General features: G+C 47.8%; 17 protein-coding genes and 1 pseudogene. 6 read left to right on the top strand and 12 right to left on the bottom strand.

All coding sequences use genetic code 11. The features are described from left to right. Together RYL88_RS05435 and RYL88_RS05430 are read left to right on the top strand one after the other, a co-directional pair. Positions 1 to 553, top strand: a pseudogene (locus RYL88_RS05435) (diaminopimelate epimerase); the annotation flags it as partial. A gap of 692 nt (positions 554 to 1,245) precedes the next feature. Next, positions 1,246 to 2,175 (top strand): ribose-phosphate pyrophosphokinase, encoded by a 930-nt coding sequence (locus RYL88_RS05430; RefSeq protein WP_295143990.1) that lies wholly within the window; start codon positions 1,246 to 1,248, stop codon positions 2,173 to 2,175. 499 nt (positions 2,176 to 2,674) lie between these two features. Here the strand turns inward: RYL88_RS05430 and RYL88_RS05425 are convergent, their stop codons facing one another. The 12 genes from RYL88_RS05425 to RYL88_RS05370 all read right to left on the bottom strand — a co-directional run bounded on the left by RYL88_RS05425 (position 2,675) and on the right by RYL88_RS05370 (position 15,772). Next, entirely contained in the window at positions 2,675 to 3,178 is a 504-nt protein-coding gene (locus RYL88_RS05425; RefSeq protein WP_314989591.1) for a YqhA family protein, read from the bottom strand. Positions 3,179 to 3,576: 398 nt separating this feature from the next. Beyond that, positions 3,577 to 4,602 carry an aspartate-semialdehyde dehydrogenase gene (locus tag RYL88_RS05420; RefSeq protein ID WP_314989590.1) on the bottom strand — a complete coding sequence of 342 codons (1,026 nt, stop codon included), beginning with the start codon at positions 4,600 to 4,602 and terminating at the stop codon, positions 3,577 to 3,579. 395 nt (positions 4,603 to 4,997) lie between these two features. After that, complete coding sequence (locus RYL88_RS05415) at positions 4,998 to 6,167, bottom strand: sigma-54 dependent transcriptional regulator (protein WP_295143999.1); 1,170 nt, start codon at positions 6,165 to 6,167, stop codon at positions 4,998 to 5,000. Between the two features lie 11 nt (positions 6,168 to 6,178). Continuing rightward, positions 6,179 to 6,556 carry a hypothetical protein gene (locus tag RYL88_RS05410; RefSeq protein WP_314989588.1) on the bottom strand — a complete coding sequence of 126 codons (378 nt, stop codon included), beginning with the start codon at positions 6,554 to 6,556 and terminating at the stop codon, positions 6,179 to 6,181. Next, positions 6,553 to 7,059, bottom strand: coding sequence for an LPP20 family lipoprotein (locus RYL88_RS05405; protein ID WP_297967768.1), 507 nt, complete (start codon positions 7,057 to 7,059; stop codon positions 6,553 to 6,555). The genes RYL88_RS05410 and RYL88_RS05405 overlap by 4 nt, the downstream gene beginning before the upstream one ends. 73 nt (positions 7,060 to 7,132) lie before the next feature. Next, a complete protein-coding gene (gene gyrA / locus RYL88_RS05400; RefSeq protein ID WP_314989586.1) occupies positions 7,133 to 9,754 on the bottom strand; it encodes a DNA gyrase subunit A in 2,622 nt (873 codons plus the stop codon). A 55-nt stretch (positions 9,755 to 9,809) separates the two neighbouring features. After that, positions 9,810 to 10,382, bottom strand: a complete 573-nt coding sequence (locus RYL88_RS05395; protein ID WP_314989585.1) for a ComF family protein — start codon at positions 10,380 to 10,382, stop codon at positions 9,810 to 9,812. Then, a complete protein-coding gene (locus tag RYL88_RS05390; protein WP_314989584.1) occupies positions 10,382 to 10,942 on the bottom strand; it encodes a YajG family lipoprotein in 561 nt (186 codons plus the stop codon). The genes RYL88_RS05395 and RYL88_RS05390 overlap by 1 nt, the downstream gene beginning before the upstream one ends. A gap of 9 nt (positions 10,943 to 10,951) precedes the next feature. Then, entirely contained in the window at positions 10,952 to 11,641 is a 690-nt protein-coding gene (locus tag RYL88_RS05385) for a hypothetical protein (RefSeq protein ID WP_314989583.1), read from the bottom strand. A gap of 264 nt (positions 11,642 to 11,905) precedes the next feature. Next, on the bottom strand, positions 11,906 to 13,696 hold the full coding sequence (lepA, locus tag RYL88_RS05380) for a translation elongation factor 4 (protein ID WP_314989581.1): 1,791 nt from the start codon (positions 13,694 to 13,696) through the stop codon (positions 11,906 to 11,908). 298 nt (positions 13,697 to 13,994) lie between these two features. Further along, positions 13,995 to 14,951: a cation diffusion facilitator family transporter gene (locus tag RYL88_RS05375; RefSeq protein WP_314989579.1), complete on the bottom strand. Its 957-nt coding sequence runs from the start codon at positions 14,949 to 14,951 to the stop codon at positions 13,995 to 13,997. 50 nt (positions 14,952 to 15,001) lie between these two features. Next, entirely contained in the window at positions 15,002 to 15,772 is a 771-nt protein-coding gene (locus RYL88_RS05370; RefSeq protein ID WP_314989593.1) for an ABC transporter six-transmembrane domain-containing protein, read from the bottom strand. 159 nt (positions 15,773 to 15,931) lie between these two features. Here RYL88_RS05370 and RYL88_RS05365 point away from each other — a divergent pair, with 159 nt between their 5' ends. The 4 genes from RYL88_RS05365 (at position 15,932) to RYL88_RS05350 (ending at position 18,894) form a co-directional block, all read left to right on the top strand. Continuing rightward, the gene (locus RYL88_RS05365) at positions 15,932 to 16,306 is read left to right on the top strand and encodes a cupin domain-containing protein (protein WP_314989576.1); all 375 of its coding nucleotides are present in this window, start codon (positions 15,932 to 15,934) and stop codon (positions 16,304 to 16,306) included. Between the two features lie 43 nt (positions 16,307 to 16,349). Continuing rightward, positions 16,350 to 16,985 (top strand): NAD(P)H-binding protein, encoded by a 636-nt coding sequence (locus tag RYL88_RS05360; protein ID WP_314989575.1) that lies wholly within the window; start codon positions 16,350 to 16,352, stop codon positions 16,983 to 16,985. 81 nt (positions 16,986 to 17,066) lie between these two features. After that, complete coding sequence (locus RYL88_RS05355; RefSeq protein ID WP_314989573.1) at positions 17,067 to 17,501, top strand: Rrf2 family transcriptional regulator; 435 nt, start codon at positions 17,067 to 17,069, stop codon at positions 17,499 to 17,501. 85 nt (positions 17,502 to 17,586) lie between these two features. Continuing rightward, positions 17,587 to 18,894 carry a dicarboxylate/amino acid:cation symporter gene (locus RYL88_RS05350; protein ID WP_314989571.1) on the top strand — a complete coding sequence of 436 codons (1,308 nt, stop codon included), beginning with the start codon at positions 17,587 to 17,589 and terminating at the stop codon, positions 18,892 to 18,894. Positions 18,895 to 18,992: the final 98 nt, after the last annotated feature.

Below are 18,992 nucleotides of genomic sequence, written 5' to 3'. Positions count from 1 at the left end.
CGTCTGGGCTGCGGTAAAAAAGCTCTTTGCCGATATCACGCTGGCTCCGTTTAGATTTTTAGGAAATGCGCTGGGGCTAGGCAGCGAGGATCTAAGCACGATCGACTTTATGGCTGCTAGTAACGAGCTCATAGTCTCCGAGCAGGCTAAGATAGGCGACTTTATCAAGCTAACGAGCGCAAAGCCTAAGATGAAGCTAAGCATAACGCCCGTGTACGCGGACGTCGATGAAGAGGCGTTTAAAAACGAAAAGCTAAACGCTAAGATCGCTCAAACTATGGCGCAAACGGGCAAAGACTATGCAGGTGCGTTAGCCATGCTAGCTCCAGGCGTCAAAGACGGCGACGAAAAAGCGCAACGAGAGGCGGCGCTAAAGAGTATCGAAGTAGAAAAAGAAAGGCTAATAAAGCTAGCTAACTCGCGCGCGCAGGTAGTAAAAGACGCGCTGGTTAAAGCAGGCTTAGATCAAAACAGGATCGAGATCAAAAAACCGGAAAAAACGGACGCTAAGCAAGGGGAATACGCAAGCGTGATGATGGGAGCAACGCAGTAAGTTTGCGCCCGGGTTTTGTATTACCGCGCTTAGTTTGCGACTTGCGGTAGAGCTTTTGCGTAGTTTTGCTTTTAACGTGCTTGCGGATGTTTTGCCGGACTGCGGGCTTAAGGCATGACGTAGGAGAGAAATTTATCAAAGCTTTGTCGCTCGCAGACTTGCTCGGCTCATTTGCGCCTTGTTTGTTGGCGGCGTTAGCTTTAGCTTTGCCGACTTGGCTTATACTGCGGGCAAGACCTATCTTTGCGTTAAATTTGACGTACGAAGCCTTAAAACCACCTAATTTTATATTTTTAAAAGCCGTGAACACGGCGAAAAAATGCTTCGTTGCCGCCTTTGCTCGAAATTAAAACTAAAATTTTAGATTTACTTGCCTAGTATCCAAAAAACGCCAAAAGTAGCCCGCTTTACGGCCTAAATGTGTTTGTCGTCCGCGCTTTTACGTGCGATTTTTAAATTTAGCCGCCTACGCAAGACTGCATAAATTTAAAATTAGCGCCCGCAAGACCGAGATGTCGCCAAATTTACCCAAGCCTACCAAAAAGCGCTAAAGAAGGCTGCTTACTTCCTGAGCAAAATCTCGCGCTTTAAGCTTTAGTGCTACGTAAAAATCTCAAATTTAGCCGCAAAATCTACGAATTTAAGTTTTAGTTCGGTAAAATTGAACAAAAATTTCACAAAGGCAAATCGTTATGAGAGGTTACAAAATCTTTTCGGGCACCGCAAACGTAGAGTTTTCAAAGAAAATTTCGCATTATTTATCGCTTCCGCTTAGCGAAGCTACGATCAAACGCTTTAGCGACGGCGAGATCAGCGTGCAGATCGGCGAGAGCGTGCGCGGCAAGGATATTTTTATCATCCAGCCTACCTGCGCGCCCGCAAACGTAAATTTGATGGAGCTTTTGATCCTAACCGACGCGCTTAAGCGCAGCTCGGCTAGCTCGATAACGGCTGTGGTGCCGTATTTCGGCTATGCGCGCCAAGACCGCAAAGCCGCTCCCCGCGTGCCTATCACGGCAAAGCTCGTGGCAAATATGATGCAAACGGCGGGCATCGATCGCGTCGTCACGATCGACCTTCATGCGGGCCAAATTCAGGGTTTTTTTGATATCCCCGTCGATAACCTCTACGGTTCGATCATCTTTAACGACCATATCAAAAATAAAAATCTCAAAAATCCTATCATCGCTAGCCCGGATATCGGCGGCGTCGCGCGCGCTAGAAGCGTCGCAAAAGCCCTAAATCTTGACATCGTTATCGTCGATAAACGCCGCGAAAAGGCTAACGAGAGCGAAGTAATGAACGTAATCGGCGACGTAGCGGGCAAGGACGTGATACTAGTCGACGATATGATTGATACGGGCGGTACGATAGTAAAGGCGGCAAAAGTCTTTAAAGAGCGCGGCGCAACCTCTGTAATAGCGTGCTGCACGCATGCGGTGCTCTCTGGCAAAGCCTACGAAAACCTAGCAGATAGCGCGCTAGATGAGCTAGTGGTAACCGACACGATACCGCTTCGCGAGGAAAACGAAAAGATAAAAGTGCTCAGCGTCGCGCCGATTTTTGGCGAAGTGATCAGGCGCGTGTATCATAACGAAAGCGTAAATTCGCTATTTGACTGATTTTAGGCGATGCTTTGGTTGCCTATTTTGATTAAATTTACCCCTTGACGGCGCATGCGACGAGTCTGCGCCGTTTAAATTTATACCTATTCTTTAAAATATCAAATTTAACTTCCGATTTACAACCCAAAAATTTAAATAAATTTTGGTTTGCGCCGTAAAGGTGCGGGTCATGCCGCTCAAATTTGACTGCGTAAAATTTGCTCAAAAAAGACCGAAATTAAACGTAACTTTTCACGTTTTTTTCACGGAGTGAAAAGTGAAATAATTTATATTATTCAGGCTAATTTTGTAATCTTAAATTTAATCCCTAAAGCCCTTAAAATCGGCATTTGTCGCTAAAGTAGAACTTAAATTTATATAGTTTTAAATTTGGGTAAATTTTGAAATAAAACTTAATGATAAAGGCAAAATTTAAAAGTTATTCACATGCGGCACGGCGGTAAAATTTGAAGAGAAAATTAAAAAAACGAGCCCGAAGTCAGGCTCGCAAAAAGCCTCAGTGCTCGCCTTTGTGTAGGAAATAAAGCCCTAAGCAAAGCGCCAAAATCGAGGCGGTGAGATAGGTCATCTCAAGCGGCGTGGTGAAATTTGCGTGCAAAACGCGCTGGAAAAAGTTAACGATAAGAACCATGATGATGACTTTGCCCAGTTTGTCTTTGAGCTCGTCTAGCGAGTGCACCTCGAGGACTTTGCTCTGCTTGGACTTCTTAAGCTCCTCGATCTCGGAGATAAATAGCTCATAAATGCCGAAGCTAAAGATATAAAGCACGAGCGCCATGAGATAAAGGTCGATCGCGCCCACGATCTCGCCGACGACGTCGGAGTGGAAGTTCTCGGGGTGAAAATCGCCGAAAAAGTAGTGATAGACGTCGATAAAAACCATGCCAACGTCGTAGCTTGCTATGATAAACAGCACGATGGCTCCAAGCAAACCGAATACTACCGGAAATAGCGTGAAGGCGTTGCTAAAGAGCAGAATTTTTTCAAAAGCTTTACGCATTAATTTCCTTTGTTGAAAAATAAAACGCGTATTTTATAATATTTTCCTTAAAGCTAGGGCGTGGATTAGAGTCGACGCGTGCGGTTTGGGTTGTTATCGGGCGGGGTAAAATTTGAGTTTCGCGCGGTCTATGGAGCTCTTTTTGGCGAGCGCGACGGCTTGACGAACGAGTCAAATTTGAGTTTATTAAATTTGGTTGCGTAAATTTGATGGTACGGTTTGCTTGCGGCGGTTTGCGCCGTAAAGATACGGGTAAATTTACTCGTCAAATTTAAAAAGATGGTGGAAAATTCGTATCGGAAAAAACTCGATTTTATATTTTAAGATAATCAAATTTTAGCCGAATTCACGCCAAAACTAAAGCGCAAATTCGGCAAATTTAAACAAAATGCGGGCGATTATTCCTGCATCTCTATCCATTTTTGCGCGATTCTTACGGCATTGGTCGCCGCTCCCACGCGGATCTGGTCGGCGCTGCACCACAGATGAAGGACGTTTTTGCGGTAGTTATCCACTCTGATACGTCCGACGTAGGTCTCGTTGGTGTCGCTTGAGATGCTTGGCATCGGGTATTTTTTCGCGGCGGGTTCGTCCACGACTACGATGCTAGGCGCCTTGCGTAGGACTTCACGAGCGGCCGCGGCGTCCACGTCTCTGTCAAAATGAATCGTGATAGCCTCTGAGTGGCTGCGAAGCACCGGTACGCGTACGCAGGTCGCGCTCACTTCCATATTTTTGTGGAGGATTTTTTGGGTCTCGTTGACCATTTTCATCTCTTCTTTCGTGTAGTCGTTGTCCAAAAACACGTCGATGTGCGGGATGACGTTAAAGGCTAGCTGGTGCGCGAAGACTTTTGGCTCGCACTCATCAAGCTTAAACTCGAAAAACTTTTGCAGCTGTGTAACTAGCTCCTCCATACCCTCTTTGCCCGCGCCAGAAGCCGCCTGATAGGTCGAGACGTCCACGCGGTTGATGCCGTACGCGTCGTCTAGCGGTTTTAAAATTTGCACCATTTGGATGGTTGAGCAGTTTGGATTGGCGATGATGCCGCGGTTTTTCCACTGCGCGATGTCCTGCGGGTTGCACTCGGGCACGACCAATGGCACGTCCGCATCCATCCTAAAGTGGCTGGTGTTATCGATCACGACGGCGCCGCTGGCGGCTGCAAATTTGGCGTATTTTTCTGATACCGATCCGCCCGCGCTAAAAAACGCTATGTCGATCTCGTGTTCGTCAAAAACGGTCTCGGTAAGCTCCACTACTTTGTAGTTTTTGCCCTTAAACTCTATCTCGCTACCCGCGCTTTTCGCGCTTGCTAACGGTAGTAGCTCACCTACAGGGAAATCTACCTCCTCCATAACGCGGAAAAGCTCCTCTCCGACTGCGCCCGTCGCGCCCACGACGGCAACGTTAAATTTTCTCATTTTAGACTCCTTTGTTTTTACTTCTCGGTCGGCAAAGACCTTGCGGCAAGCCCCTTTGGCTTAACCCGGCGCCAAAGACCCGCCTGGCTTTGCGGATTAAATTTTGTTTGCTTTTTAAGCTGCGATCTGTCTCACGCTTAGTCTCATCGGTTGCGTCGCGCAATTAAGACCAAACTTATTTTGCGGGCTAAATTTAGGTTTTTGGCATAAAAAGCTAATCGCTACCGCTCTTATTTATTAAATTTAACTCAAATTTTACTTCTCGTCGGCTTAAATTCGCCGCTCAAATTTACTAAAACCGCACCGTGTTTTCAGCGTCGCCGTCTCGGCCCGGCTAAATTTAAAATTTAAGCTAAAATTTCGCTTATTTTACTCGCGTGAAGCTTAAATTTAAGCTACTTTCTGCTGCGAGCTTGCAAAAAAAGATCGCCCGGTTGTATCTCCTCGCTTTCGCTTAGGATCGCCGCTCGCTGCACGACGGAGATTAGCTCGCGGATATTGCCCGGAAAATCGTATTTTTGAAGCTCTTTAACGGCAGCCTCGGAAAAATGTTTCGCTCCAAGGCCGAATTCGCCGCAGCTTTGCTCTAAAAAACGCTCCGCGATAGGCAAGATCTCCTCTTTGCGCTCTCTAAGCGGCGGGATGGCGACGGGAACGGTGTTTAGGCGGTAAAACAGGTCTTCTCTAAATTTACCGCTTTGTATGAGTTCGGGCAGGTCGGCATTGGTCGCTGAAACGATACGGACGTCGATTTTGATGCTTTTTGTCGCGCCAAGGCGCGTGATCTCGCGCTCTTGGATCGCGCGCAGGAGCTTTGGCTGCAAATTTATAGGCATCTCGCCGATCTCGTCTAAAAATAACGTACCGCCGTCGGCTAGCTCAAACTGCCCCTTTTTCATCGCCGAAGCGTCGGTAAATGCGCCCTTTTCAAAGCCGAAAAGCTCGCTTTCTATCAAATTTTCTGGGATCGCGGCCATGTTTATCGCGATAAACGGGCCGTCCTTGCGCGGCGAGTTTTTGTGGATAAATTTGGCAAAAAGCTCCTTGCCTACGCCGCTTTCGCCCATCAGCATCACCGAAGCGTCCGTTTTTGCGACGCGCTTGCTTAAATTTAGGGCGTACTCAAGCGCGGGCGAGCTGGCGGCAAAATCGCTAGAATCTACGCTGGAGCTCGTGCGTTCTTCGGTTAAATTTACGTGAATATTCGGAGCTTTTTGTTTTAAAAACTCTACCCTTTTAATCGCCTCGTAAAGCATCTGCACGTCAAAAGGCTTGGTTAAAAAATCCTTTACGCCAAGACGCATGCTCTCTATGGCTTTGTTTAGCGAGGCGTTGCCGGTTATGATGATGACGTCAAATTTGCCCTCCAGGCGCTTGATGAACTCCAGCCCGTCCATTTGAGGCATATTGATATCCGTAATAATTAAATCAGTATTTTCGTCCATTTTTTTGAGAGCCTCGACCGCGCTTTTATAACTTTTGATTTTTAGATCGTCGTATTCTCCAAGCGCGATTTCAAGGGACTTGCGCATATTGATGTCGTCTTCTACTATCACTATGTTCATTTTTACTCTCTTTACTTTTTGTTTTTAAAAACGCTAATGATAGCTGAATTTGGCTTAAATTTTACAGTAAAACGTACGGGAAATAGCGTAAGATCGGTTGCGGAGTTTATGTTTTTGTTGCGTTGGACGAAGCGATCTTCGACTTTAAATTTATAGGGCAAAAAGCACTCGAAAAGCTCGTTTTTGTGTAAATTTAAAAACTCTAGCGAGCTTTGAGCGGGCCGCTTTGGAGTATCTATCTCGCATAGATACTCATACTCTAGCTCGCTTAGAACCATTGCCTTTGAAAGCGCGATATCGTCGTAAACTACGGTGTGATTTTTAGTGGAGATTTTGGCCCAGAGGATAAACTCCTCCGAGCCATAGAGAAGCGCCGTAGCGGCAATCAATAAGCAAAAATTTCTTGCCACTTGTTTTGGTCTATTTTCATTTCCATTCTAACGCGATAAAGCCCGTCTTTAAAGTCGTGCTCGACGATGGAAGCGTTTTTGATGAGGCCTGCTACCTGTGACGTGATGGTGGAGTCTCTAAGCATGGCGTCTCTAACCGTATCTTTGGAGTTTATCTTGACGCCGTAGAGTTTCTCGGCTAGTTGTCTATGCGCATCCGCGATGGCTGCGCGCTTGGCTAGAGCTAGTGACTGCGCTTGCGAAACGGCGTTGGTCGGAGCGATACCCTCGCCAACTGCACCGAATACCGCATCGACGGGTTCGATATCGTATATCATTTTTTCTTGCTTCATCACGTTTCTGATATCTTCTTTATCGACCTTTTGGATGACGATATCTTGTTTTGCCGACGTGGCATCGTCGGAGGAAAAAGGGTTGTTAAAGGAACAACCGCTTGTCAAAAAGGCTACCGCGCCTAAAACCGAGAATGTAATTTTTTTCATTCTTGAACCTTTAAATTTAGTTTTTTCTTCATTTATAAAAATACTAGCAAATTGTATTCCAAAAGCACTAAATTCATTCTAAATTTTCTAGCGTATCTTCGCCTATATCTTCGCCGTCTTCCTCGGCTTTAGGGCATTTAGCGATGCTAACCACGTCGTCGCCGTCTACGTTTACTACGATGACGCCGCTGGTGTTGCGGCCCGCTTTGCGGATGCTTTGCATATCGACGCGTATCATCTTGCCGCTTGAGGTTAGAGCCATCAGGTCTTGTTCGTCATCGACCATTACGACGCCGATCAGATCGCCGGTGCGGTTAGTTAGCTTCATGCAGATCACGCCCTTGCCGCCGCGATTTGTTAGGCGGTATTCGTCTGCGGTGGTGCGCTTGCCGATACCTTTTTGAGATATGCTTAGCACTTCTTGCTCGTTGCTTTCGATGACGGCTGCGCCTACGACCTCGTCGCCTGCTTCTTTAAATTTAATACCCGTCACGCCGCGAGCCGTTCTACCCATCTGGCGGACTTTGCTGAGTTTAAATTTGAGGCACATTCCCTTTTTGGTTACGATAAATAGCATCTTTTCGCCGTCGTCGCTTCCTTCGGCCGCGTTCTCGTCGTTTTCCTCGCTATTTTCTTCATCGATCTGAGCCTCTATCGCCTCTATCTCGTTTATCTCGGTCTCTACGCCAAGCTCATCGATTAGATTTATCGGCTCTTCCTCGCCTTCTACGATGAGAGCCGTTACTAGCTCGTCGTTCTCGTCTAGGCTGATAGCGCGTACGCCGATAGAGCGGATGTTTTTAAATTCGCTCAAATTCGTGCGTTTTACGATGCCGTTTTTAGTGAAAAACGCGAGCGATTTACTCTGGGCAAAATCGGTCGTCGGAATGATCGCCTTGATCTTTTCGTCAGGCTGCAGCTGGATGAGATTTACTACCGCTTTGCCTTTTGCGGTGCGGCTTCCTTCAGGGATCTTATAAACTTTGAGCCAGTATAGCTGTCCGCGGTCTGTCACGAACATCAGCGTATCGTGAGTGTTGCTAGTAAAGAAGCTCTCGATAAAGTCGTCGTCGTACGTGGTTACCGCGACCTTGCCCTTACCGCCGCGTTTTTGCTTCTCGTACTGCTTGCTCGGCACGCGCTTGATGTAGCCTCGATGCGTGATGGTTACGACCATATTTTCGTTAGGGATGAGGTCTTCGATGTCGATATCGTCGTAGTCGTCCACGATCTCGGTGATGCGCGGTACTTTAAATTTATTTTTTATCTCAAGTAGCTCGTCTTTGATTAGTTTTTCTAGCAAGGTTTCGCTCTTTAAAATTTCATCAAGGCGCACGATCTCAGCCATTAGTTCGGCTAGCTCGGCTTCTAGTTTTTCGCGCTCAAGACCCGTTAGCTTGCTTAGCCTCATATCCAGGATGGCGTTTGCTTGCAGCTCGCTAAGGCCGAATTTCGCTACCAAGCCCTCGCGAGCGCTAGGCGTGTCGGCGCTATTTTTGATGAGCTCGATCACCTCGTCGATATTATCTAGCGCGATCTTTAAGCCTTCTAAAATATGCGCTCTTGCGCGGGCTTTTTCTAGGTCAAATATCGTGCGGCGGATGATGACGGTTTTTCTGTGATTTAAAAATAGCTTCAAAAGTTCGATTAGGTTAAATACCTTCGGCTCTTTGTTGTTTATCGCAAGCATTATGACGCCAAACGTGCTTTCCATCGTCGTGGATTTAAAGAGATTGTTTAGCACGATGTCGCTCATCGCGTCGCGTTTTAGCTCGATGACGACGCGGATGCCGTCCTTATCGGACTCGTCGCGCACTTCGCTGATACCTTCGATCTGTTTTTCTTTAACCAGCTCGGCGATCTGCTCGATGAGGCGGGCTTTGTTCGTCTGATACGGCAGCTCGTCTATGACGATGACGTCTTTGTTCGGCTTTTTTTCGATATGAGTTTTGGCGCGTAGTTTCACTCGGCCGCGTCCCGTGCGGTAGGCCTCGATGATGCCTTTTTTGCCAAATATTATCCCGCCAGTCGGGAAATCCGGCCCTTTTATGTACTGCATCACCTCTTCTAGCGTCGCGTTTTTATTTTCAAGTACGAGTAAAAGCCCGTCGATTAGCTCGTCAAGGCTGTGCGGCGGGATATTCGTCGCCATACCGACGGCGATACCGCTAGAGCCGTTTAGAAGCAAATTTGGCACGCGGCTAGGCAGTACGTCGGGCTCGGTCTCTCTGTCGTCGTAGTTTGGGATAAAATCAACCGTATCTTTTTCGATATCGCGTAAAATTTCTTCGGTAAGATTAGTCATCCTAGCTTCGGTATAACGCTCTGCTGCTGCGCCGTCGCCGTCGATGGAGCCGAAGTTTCCTTGGCCGTCGACAGTCGGATAGCGCATGGAAAATTTCTGCGCCATACGCACGAGCGCATCGTAGATGGCTAGATTGCCGTGCGGGTGATATTTACCCATAGTCTCGCCAACAATACGCGCGGACTTCATATACGGGCTGCGGCTGCCGACTCCTAGGTTGTTCATCGCGTATAGGATGCGTCTATGAACGGGCTTTAGGCCGTCTCTGACATCTGGCAGGGCGCGACCGACTATGACGCTCATCGAGTAGTCGAGGTAGCTCGTTTTTATCGACTCCTCGATATCGACGGCTTGGATGTCTTGATTTTGATTGAGTAGATTTTCTTCCATTTTTATCCTTAAAATTTACTGCCTGATTCTAGCTTAAATTTGATTAAAATTTAATTTAATACCTCGCATCCGCAAGCGTCAACGCAAAAAGTACCTCGCAGCCTGCTTTTTGCAGCGTCCGTCTGGCTTCATCTATCGTCGTGCCGGTAGTCACGATATCATCCACTAAAATAACTGGAAATTTGGGCATTTTTAAGAGCTTAAAATTTCGCGGATTTTTTAGGCGAAAGGCTAGGTCTTTGCCGTGATAGCTGACGTTTGAGCCTGCGTGCAAACAGGCGTAAAGCGGACGGATTTCCGCGCTTTTTAACGCGCGAGACAAGATCGCCGTATGCGAGTAGCCGCTGGCAGCTCTATCGTCGATCGGCACGGCGTTTACGGGCGAGCCGAAGCTAAATTTGCCAGCAAAAATTTTAAAACTCAAATTTGCAAGCGCGCCGTAAACGAAAGAGCCGTGAAATAGGTGCTTTGAGTGGAGTAAATTTTTAATCTCGGAGTAATCAAAAAAGCTGTAAATTTTAAAATCGCCGTCCAAAACGCGCGTCCTTGCGGGCGAGGAGAGCAGGTGATCTTTGCAAATTTTACAGATCACGCCCAGACTCAGATGCCCGCAGTTAGCGCATCTCATCAGCTTTTTAGGATCTGGATCGCCGCGCGTTTTACGATGTCTTGTAGTAGCTCGTCAAAAAAGCTTTTAAACGCGCTGCTCGTGTGGATCGGGGCAAATTTAGTCTGCTCCTGCGAGACGTTTTTAGTGATGGTTTGATCGCCTCTGTGCACCGTTATCGCAAGCTTTGCCGAGCCTTTTAGGTTGTCGGTGGAGTAGCCGCTTAGATTTGCTTTAAGCTCGACGATCCTCACGTCCACGACGACATCGCCAAAGTCGCTCAAATTTGCCCCGAGACGCTTTAGCTCGGTGCTAAGGCCGTCTTGTAGCCAGCCCTCGATACTGTTTTGTAGCGTGACATACTCTTTGACGTCGCCGTTACTGCCCGTGATCGTGGCGACGATGCTTTTGTTGGCGCGAGCATCCTCGATGCTATTTATTCGGATATTTTTTTGGTATCCCATCTGGTTTGAGGTTGATTGATACGGGGTTAAATTTAACACCGAACTGCGCTGCGAACATCCGCTCATGACTGCGGCAAAAAGTGCGGCGGCAAGGGCGAAAAAAGCTAAATTTTTCATATTTTTCCTTTATAGTTTTGATATCTCTTCGGCGGCTTTGTTGGCGGCTTGTTTAACCAAAAGGTAGACGTAGAGATTAAAATCCTCTGTATCCTCGGCCTCGAGTTTGCGTACGTCTTGTCTGGTGGATATATTTAGCACGCGGGTTTTGTTTATGTTTTTGACGCCTAGTTTGCCTTTCATCGCCGCGCTTAGATACTGCGACGGCTCGCTATACGACGCCGCGTAGTCGGTAAATGCAAAATCCACGCGGTATGTATAAGGCGAGGTCTGGCTATCCACGACCATGATGCCGCGGTTTAGCAGCTCGTCTTGTAAGAAAAGATGAAAAAGCCTCTCTAAACGCTCTTTTGGATATAGCATTTTTGCGCCGTTTTTGGAGATAAATTTTATGCCGCTATCAGCAGCTCTTTCGTCGGCTATTTTGTGGATATAGACTTTTTTGATAGCCGCGCTCGTGTCGATCCTGCTTTGAGCGATGCAACATTTTATCGCGACGTCGCCGGTGTAGTCCGTGCCGTTTATCTTGATATCCTGACCGCCGCTAGCGCATGAGGAGCAGTCTGCTTTGATACGCATCACTTCTTTGTAGCCTTTGGCGTTGCCGTCGCTAGCTTGGGCGACCTCCGGCGAGCTCTCGAATAGCCCGAAACATCCCGTAAAAAGGAACGTCGCAAATAAAAGTATAAAATTTTTCATAAAAATCCTTTCGTAAATTTTACATCTTGCAAGCAAAATTCTATCCAAATTTGAGATGAATTTCCAAATTTGCGTAAAATTTGGGAGAAATTGGAAATTTGTATAAATTTTATTAAGTTTGATTTTTGAGATTTTAAAAGCGGATATAGCGTCAAATTTAGTATTTTTGCGGTGTGGGTTTGGGCGAGTCAAATTTTACCGAGAGATAATAAAAAGCAACCACGAGCGTATCGAATAACCCCGCAAAACGCTCGCAAGACGCCGTTAGTCTATTTTTAAAACGCTTAAAAACGCTTCCTGCGGCAAATTTACCTTGCCGATGGCTTTCATGCGCTTTTTACCCTCTTTTTGCTTTTCGAGTAGCTTGCGCTTACGCGTGATATCGCCGCCGTAGCACTTGGCGGTTACGTTTTTGCCCATAGATTTTACCGTTTCGCGCGCGATGACTTTATTGCCGATGCTGGCTTGAATAGCCACCTCAAAGAGTTGGCGCGGCACGATCTCTTTCATCGCTTTGACGAAGTCGCGTCCTTTGGACTGGGCTTTACTTTCCGGCACGATGATGGAGAGCGCGTCCACGGTCTCGCCTGCGACTTTGATATCAAGCTTCACTAGATCGCCCACGCGGTAGTCGCTAGGCTCGTAGTCAAAGCTCGCGTAGCCTTTGGTGCTTGATTTTAGCTTGTCGTAAAAGTCCATCACGATCTCGTTCATCGGGATGTCGTACTCGAGCAGCACGCGCTCGGGCGTGATGTAGTCCATCTTGGTCTGCACGGCGCGGCGGTTGTTTAGCAGCGTGATGATGTTGCCCAAAAACTCGCTTGGAGTGATGATCGTGGACTTGACGTAGGGCTCTTTGACGTGCTCGATTTTATTAACCGGCGGGAGTTGGCTAGGGTTTTGGATACGTAAAATTTGACCGTCGGTTTGTACGACTTCGTAGGTTACAGTCGGAGCCGTGGCGATGAGGTCAAGGTCAAATTCACGCTCTAATCGCTCCTTGATAACCTCCATATGCAGCAGCCCCAAAAATCCGACGCGAAAGCCAAATCCTAGCGCGACCGAGGTTTCGGGCTCGAAGCTAATGGAGCTGTCGTTTAGCTTGAGTTTATCCAGAGCGTCGCGCAGGTCCTCAAATTTATCCGTTTCGATCGGGTAGAGTCCCGCAAATACGAACGGCTTAGCCCGCTCAAAGCCGCCGACGGGCTCTTTTACGGGATTTTTAGCTAGCGTGATCGTATCGCCCACCTGTACGTCGCTGACGTTTTTTAGCCCCAGCACCACGATGCCGACCTCGCCCGCGCCCAAATTTGCCGTTTTTATCGGGGCGATTGGGTTTGGATACATGAGATCTAGCACGATGTGTTTTTTGCCCGTGCCCATGACTAGGATTTCGTCGTTTTTCTTTAGCTCGCCGTCATAGACCCGCACGAGTGCCAAAGCGCCCAGATAGTTGTCAAACCAGCTGTCGTAGATGAGCGTTTTTAGCGGTTTTTCCGCCTCGCCGCCGGGAGAGGGGATGCGCGTAATGATCGCTTCTAGCAGCTCTTTGATGCCGATGCCCGTTTTTGCGCTGACCTCGATCGCTCCGCTACAGTCAAGCCCTATAACGTGCTCGATCTCGTTTTTTACGCGAGCGGGGTCTGCTGCCGGGAGGTCGATTTTATTGATAACGGGGATGATTTCGAGGTTGTTTTCTAACGCGATATAGACGTTTGCGATGGTTTGCGCCTCTACGCCTTGACTAGCGTCCACGACAAGCAGCGCGCCCTCGCAGCTAGCCAATGAGCGGCTCACCTCGTAGCTAAAGTCCACGTGGCCAGGGGTATCGATCAAATTTAGGACGTAATTTTCGCCGCCAAGCGCGTAGTTTAGGCGCACGGACTGAGCTTTGATCGTGATGCCTCGCTCTTTTTCGATGTCCATGGTGTCCATGATTTGCGAGCTCATCTCGCGGTCGCTAACGGCGCCGCACTCCTGAATGAGGCGGTCTGCGAGAGTGGATTTGCCGTGGTCGATATGAGCGATAATGCTAAAATTTCTGATGTTTTTCATGAAATCCCTAGTTAAGTTTTGCGCGATTGTATAAAAATTTTCGTTAAAGTAGAGTAAATTTATGTTTTATTAAGCACTCGGGTTCAAATTCGGCGGGAGCAGGGCGGCTTTACGGCGGGAGGGATCGGACTTGCTAATTTAACAAAACGCGCCGCTTGCTAAAATTCGAGGCGGTTAAATTTTAGCTTCAAATTTTACTAGATGGAAGCGAGTTTAAATTTGATAAATTTAGCTCGTTTGCCGGCCGATAAATTTACTAAATTTAAACTCCGTTGCTACCTAAATTTACGCTCAAATTTTAGTGATGATGCCCCAAATGCCCGCCATCGCCGCTTGATCTTACTTCGCAGATGAGCTCGCCGTCGCATTCGTTATCGCTGCTCTCAAGCTGCAGCGTCGTGTGCGTGATGCCTAGATGCTCCATTTCGTGCGATATTTCAGCCATGATCTGCTCCGCTTCGCGCACGCTCAGCTCGCCGCTAACCACGATGTGAGCCGTGAGCGCGTTTGCGCCGCTTGTTATGCTCCAGATATGCAGGTCGTGCACCGAGAGCACGCCGTCCACGCCTCTGATCTGCGCGACGAGCGCGTCTAGACACACGCCCTTTGGCGAGCCCTCCATCAGGATGTTTAGGCTCTCTTTTAACACGCCCCAGCCGCTTTTTACGATGAGCGTGGCTACGAGCAGGCTAGCCGCCGCGTCCGCCCAGCCCCAGCCAAAGCACATCATCGCCAAAGCTGCCGCGATCGCGCCCACCGAGCCTGCAGCGTCGCCCAGCACGTGCGCATAGGCGCCGCGCATATTGATGTTTTCTCTCACGTCGCTGCCGCGCAGCATATATAGCGCCACGACGATGTTTACGGCAAGACCCAGCGTGCTGATAGCAAGCATACCCGCGGTGGCTACTTCGGGCGGGTTTTTCAGGCGCCTGGCCGCCTCGATGACGATCAAAACGGCGATCGCGACGAGGGCAAGGGCGTTTATCGTCGCGGCTAAAATTTCAATCCGCCTGTAGCCGAAGGTCTTTTGCAGATTGCCTTTGCGTTCGCCAAATTTAAACGCAAATAGCGAAAGCCCGAGTGCTGCGGCGTCTGATAGCATGTGCCCGGCGTCGGAGAGTAGGGCGAGCGAGTTCGTCGCGAAGCCGCCCGCGACCTCGATCAGCATATAAGCGAATATTATAAGGAAAGAATTTCTCAAAACGACCTTGTTTAACGCGTGCGAATGCGCGCAGTGGGCGTGATTTTCGTGCATTTTGACCTCGTTTTTCGGCAAATTTTAGTTAAATTATACCCAAAAAGCGCCTAAATTTTATCTATTTCGCCCTCTAGCTCGATGTTTACGCGCTTACCGATCTCTTTTAGCTTGCTGAACTCCTCTATCAGCCTCGGCGCGTCATCAAGACTGATCGCAAACGTCCAAAGATAGGTGAGCACCGAGTAGATGTGGCCCGCGTTTGCTTGCTTGTGCGATAGCATAAATATCGCCAAGCTAAAAATCACCGCCGCACTCGTGCCGATGATGAAAAAGCTCATCGCCTCTCTGTTTGAGATGTGGATACGAAGCTTTGAAAGTACGTCGTAGTGGCGATTTAGCGTGCGCTCATCGCCTGCGCTTATGCGTCCTGCCTCGTGCTCTAGCTGGTTGTTTAGCTTTAGATACAAGCGGTCGTTTTTGGCGATGTATTTTGGCAGCAAAACTCCAAAAATCGCAAGCAGGGCAAAAAACGCCAAACCTACGTAGAACTCGATAAATAAAAGCATGATCGCCGAGCCGAAAATCGAGACGACCGAGGTGAAAAACACGGGGAAATGCTGCTCGAAAAAATCCACGAATTCGCGAGATAAATTTACTCTTGCGATTACGGCGCTTTCGTCTTTTGCGGCTCTTTTTTCGTTCATTATCACGCTTACGGCAAGTCCCGCGTATATCCTAGTAAATACCTGCGTAACCACGCGCCGCCTAATCGAGCCAAGCCCCCAGCCCACGAACACCATGCACGAGTAGCTAAGTGCCAAAAGCGTGTCGCCCGCTACGATGGCGTTTATGGCGATGCCGGCTAGTACGGGATAGATGAGTGGTTAAAATCGCGCGGATTTTAGCTGATTTTAAAATTTGCGTCAAATTTTTCGGAATTTTTGTTGTAACTCTTGACATTACAACAAAATTTGATTATACTTCGCTCATCGGTTGTAAGTTATAGCATTACAACAAAAATTTCTAAGGAGAAAAAGATGTCAAACTACAAGATCGTTTCAACGAAAAGCGAACCGAGAGTCGAGCTGAAAGATGCTTTAAATTTAAGCGGCTGCGAGCTTTCTATCAATGAGCTTCTCGCAAACGCGAGCGTACCGTTCGTACATTCGCACAAGCAAAACGAGGAGCTTTATTTGGTGCTAAAAGGCGGCGGTACGCTCTTTATCGACGGCGAGGAGAAGGCGGTCAAAGAGGGCGATGCGATCCGTATCGATCCGGCAGGCAAGAGATGCTTCAAAGCGGGCGCGCAGGGGATGAAGTTTATCTGTATCCAAACTAAACGCGGTAGCCTAGAGCAGTACACTAACGGCGACGGCGTGATAAACGAGGACGTAAAGCCTAGCTGGCTGTAAATTTACGCGGTAATCAAGCAAAATCAAATTTAAAGGAGAAACAATGAAAGTAGCAATCATCGGAGCAAACGGAAAATCAGGTTCAAATTTGGTGCAAGAGGCCCTAAAACAAGGACACGACGTAACAGCTATAGTGCGAAACAAAGAGTATAAAAACGGCGACGTAAAAGTCGTTTATAAAGACGTTTTTGAGCTTGGCAAAGCCGATCTAGCAGGCTTTGACGCTGTTATCAGCGCATTTGCGGCGTGGACACCCGAAACGTTTGGGCTTCATAAAAAGGTAGCAAAACACCTTGCAGACGCGCTTAGCGGTACGAAAACAAGGCTACTAGTGATCGGCGGCGCGGGTACGCTATACGTGGACGATAAGCAGACGATGGTTATGGATACGCCAAGCTTTCCTGCCGAGTACATGGGCGTCGCAAAGGCTACGGCGGAGTCGTTTTCCGAGCTAAAAGGTAGAACGGATGTGCTCTGGACATACGTCTCGCCTGCCGGAGACTACGACGCAAACGGCGCTCGCACGGGCAAATACGTCCTTGGCGGCGATAATCTAATCCTAAACTCCAAAAACGAGAGCCACATCAGCTACGCAGACCTCGCGCTTGCGGTCATAGACGAGCTAAAAAACGGCGCTTTCGTGCAAAAGCGCTTTACCGCCGTCGGCGAGAGAGCTTGAGCTTAAAATTTTGCGTAATTTAGCTAAAATAAAGCCGCGCAAAAAGGACGCGCGGCTTTTAAATTTAAACCAAGGCTGATTATGCAAATAGGACAAAAATTTTCCATCGCTATTCACATCCTGCTTAGCTGCGAGTTTTTTAAAGATGAAAAAAACACGAGCGAATTTTTAGCAGGCACCGTCGGCACGAATCCAGTCATCGTGCGAAATATTATTAGGCTTTTAAAATCTGCAAATTTGATAAACGTAAGCGCGGGCACGGGCGGGGCGAGCCTAGCCAAAAGACCCGATCAAATCACGCTTTTTGATATATTTTCGGCGGTAAACGAGGGCGAAAAGGGTATCTTTAAAATCCACAAAAACTCGCCGCCGCCTTGTCCGCTGGGAGGCAGGATCGAGGCGCTTTTGACGCCTAAATTCGCCTCCGCGCAGCAAGCGATGTTTGATAGCTTAGCGGGCGTAAATTTGCAAAATTTGCTAGACGAGCTTGGCGTAAAAAGCGTCGCTGAAATTTAAATTTACGGCAAATTTTTTCTTTATTTTCTAATAAATTTATATATTTTGAAATATAATTCGTAAATTTAATCAAAGGAGTTTCAAAGTGGAAGCAGACGTAAAAACCGTCAAATCAAAAAGCCTAATCAGAAGGTATTTTGAGATAAATTTGCTCTATAAAATTTTAGCCGGACTGATTTTAGGGGTGATATTTGGCGCCGTATTTCAAAACGCAACCGGCGCTATCTCGGTACTAGAGCCGTTTGGAGATATATTTATAAGACTGCTTAAGATGATCATCGTGCCTATCGTTACGGCTTCGCTCATCGTGGGCTGTAGCTCGATCGCGCCGTCTGATCTGGGTAGGGTAGGGGCGAAGGTGCTGCTATTTTACCTTGCGACCTCGTTTTTTGCGATACTTATAGGCCTTGGCGTGGGGATATTTTTAGAGCCCGGAGCCGGCCTTGGTATCACGGGCACCGCGTCTGCGCAGGCTAAAGCGGCTAATGCGCCTTCTATGTCGCAAATTTTAGTAAATCTTTTCCCGACTAACCCAATAGAAGCGATGGCAAAGGGTGAAATTTTGCAAATCATCACCTTTAGTCTATTTTTCGGCGTCGCGCTTTCGTTTGTAAAAGACAGTAAGGACGAGAGGTTAAGTAAACTGGGCCATCTCATCTACGACGTATTTGACGGGATAAACCACATAATGTTTAAAGTCGTTGGTTGGATAATGCAGTATGCCCCTATCGGCGTTTTCGCGCTGATTTTTATCGTATTTTCAAAGCAAGGCGTAAAGGCTTTCGGCCCGCTGCTAGGCGTCACGATTAGTACTTATATCGGCTTTATCGCTCACGTAGCGCTGATTTTTACTTTGGCTTGCCTAGCTATAAAAATCAGCCCTTTGAAATTTCTAAATAAGGTAAAATCTCCTATGATAACGGCATTTGTTACCAGAAGCTCAGGCGGAACGCTGCCTATATCGATGAAAACCGCAGATGAAGATATGGGGATACCGAGGCAAATTTACGGCTTTGCCCTACCTGTCGGAGCAACCGTAAATATGAACGGCACGATCATATATCTTGGCATCTGCGCGATTTTTATCGCAAACGCCGTCGGAGTGCAGCTTGACATGGGAGCAAAGCTAACTATCATTTTAACGGCCGTCCTTGCCGCCGTCGGAACCGCGGGAGTGCCTGGAGCGGGTGCTATAATGCTTTTGATGGTGCTTGAATCAGTCGGTCTAAAAGTAGAGAGCGGAAGCGCCGTAGCCGCAGCGTATGCGCTGATTTTGGGAATAGACGCGATCCTTGATATGGGGCGCACGTCTCTAAACGTCGGCGGAGATATGTTAGGCGCGGTTTTCGTCGCTAAAAACGAAAATAGTCTTGATATGAGCAAATGGGAGTAGTTTGCGGCTAGAATTTGGCTATAATCAGATAAAAATTTAAAAAGGATTTATATGATTTTTATCGATGCTTGTTTGAAAAAGCCCACGCCTTATACGCC

This window comes from uncultured Campylobacter sp. (assembly GCF_963517995.1).
In the GTDB taxonomy this organism is placed as follows: Bacteria; Campylobacterota; Campylobacteria; order Campylobacterales; family Campylobacteraceae; genus Campylobacter_A.
Note: the sequence above shows the minus strand (reverse complement) of the source record. Positions and strands in the feature narration are given on the sequence as shown.

Bases quoted from the DNA above. Each gene is read 5' to 3' on its own strand.
- RYL88_RS05420 (WP_314989590.1), bottom strand. From the start codon at position 4,602: ATGAGAAAATTTAACGTTGCCGTCGTGGGCGCGACGGGCGCAGTCGGA.
- RYL88_RS05395 (WP_314989585.1), bottom strand. From the start codon at position 10,382: ATGAGATGCGCTAACTGCGGGCATCTGAGTCTGGGCGTGATCTGTAAA.
- RYL88_RS05385 (WP_314989583.1), bottom strand. From the start codon at position 11,641: ATGAAAAATTTTATACTTTTATTTGCGACGTTCCTTTTTACGGGATGT.
- RYL88_RS05415 (WP_295143999.1), bottom strand. From the start codon at position 6,167: ATGAACATAGTGATAGTAGAAGACGACATCAATATGCGCAAGTCCCTT.
- RYL88_RS05390 (WP_314989584.1), bottom strand. From the start codon at position 10,942: ATGAAAAATTTAGCTTTTTTCGCCCTTGCCGCCGCACTTTTTGCCGCA.
- gyrA (WP_314989586.1), bottom strand. From the start codon at position 9,754: ATGGAAGAAAATCTACTCAATCAAAATCAAGACATCCAAGCCGTCGAT.
- RYL88_RS05375 (WP_314989579.1), bottom strand. From the start codon at position 14,951: ATGCACGAAAATCACGCCCACTGCGCGCATTCGCACGCGTTAAACAAG.
- RYL88_RS05425 (WP_314989591.1), bottom strand. From the start codon at position 3,178: ATGCGTAAAGCTTTTGAAAAAATTCTGCTCTTTAGCAACGCCTTCACG.
- RYL88_RS05405 (WP_297967768.1), bottom strand. From the start codon at position 7,059: ATGAAAAAAATTACATTCTCGGTTTTAGGCGCGGTAGCCTTTTTGACA.
- RYL88_RS05365 (WP_314989576.1), top strand. From the start codon at position 15,932: ATGTCAAACTACAAGATCGTTTCAACGAAAAGCGAACCGAGAGTCGAG.
- RYL88_RS05360 (WP_314989575.1), top strand. From the start codon at position 16,350: ATGAAAGTAGCAATCATCGGAGCAAACGGAAAATCAGGTTCAAATTTG.
- RYL88_RS05430 (WP_295143990.1), top strand. From the start codon at position 1,246: ATGAGAGGTTACAAAATCTTTTCGGGCACCGCAAACGTAGAGTTTTCA.
- lepA (WP_314989581.1), bottom strand. From the start codon at position 13,696: ATGAAAAACATCAGAAATTTTAGCATTATCGCTCATATCGACCACGGC.
- RYL88_RS05355 (WP_314989573.1), top strand. From the start codon at position 17,067: ATGCAAATAGGACAAAAATTTTCCATCGCTATTCACATCCTGCTTAGC.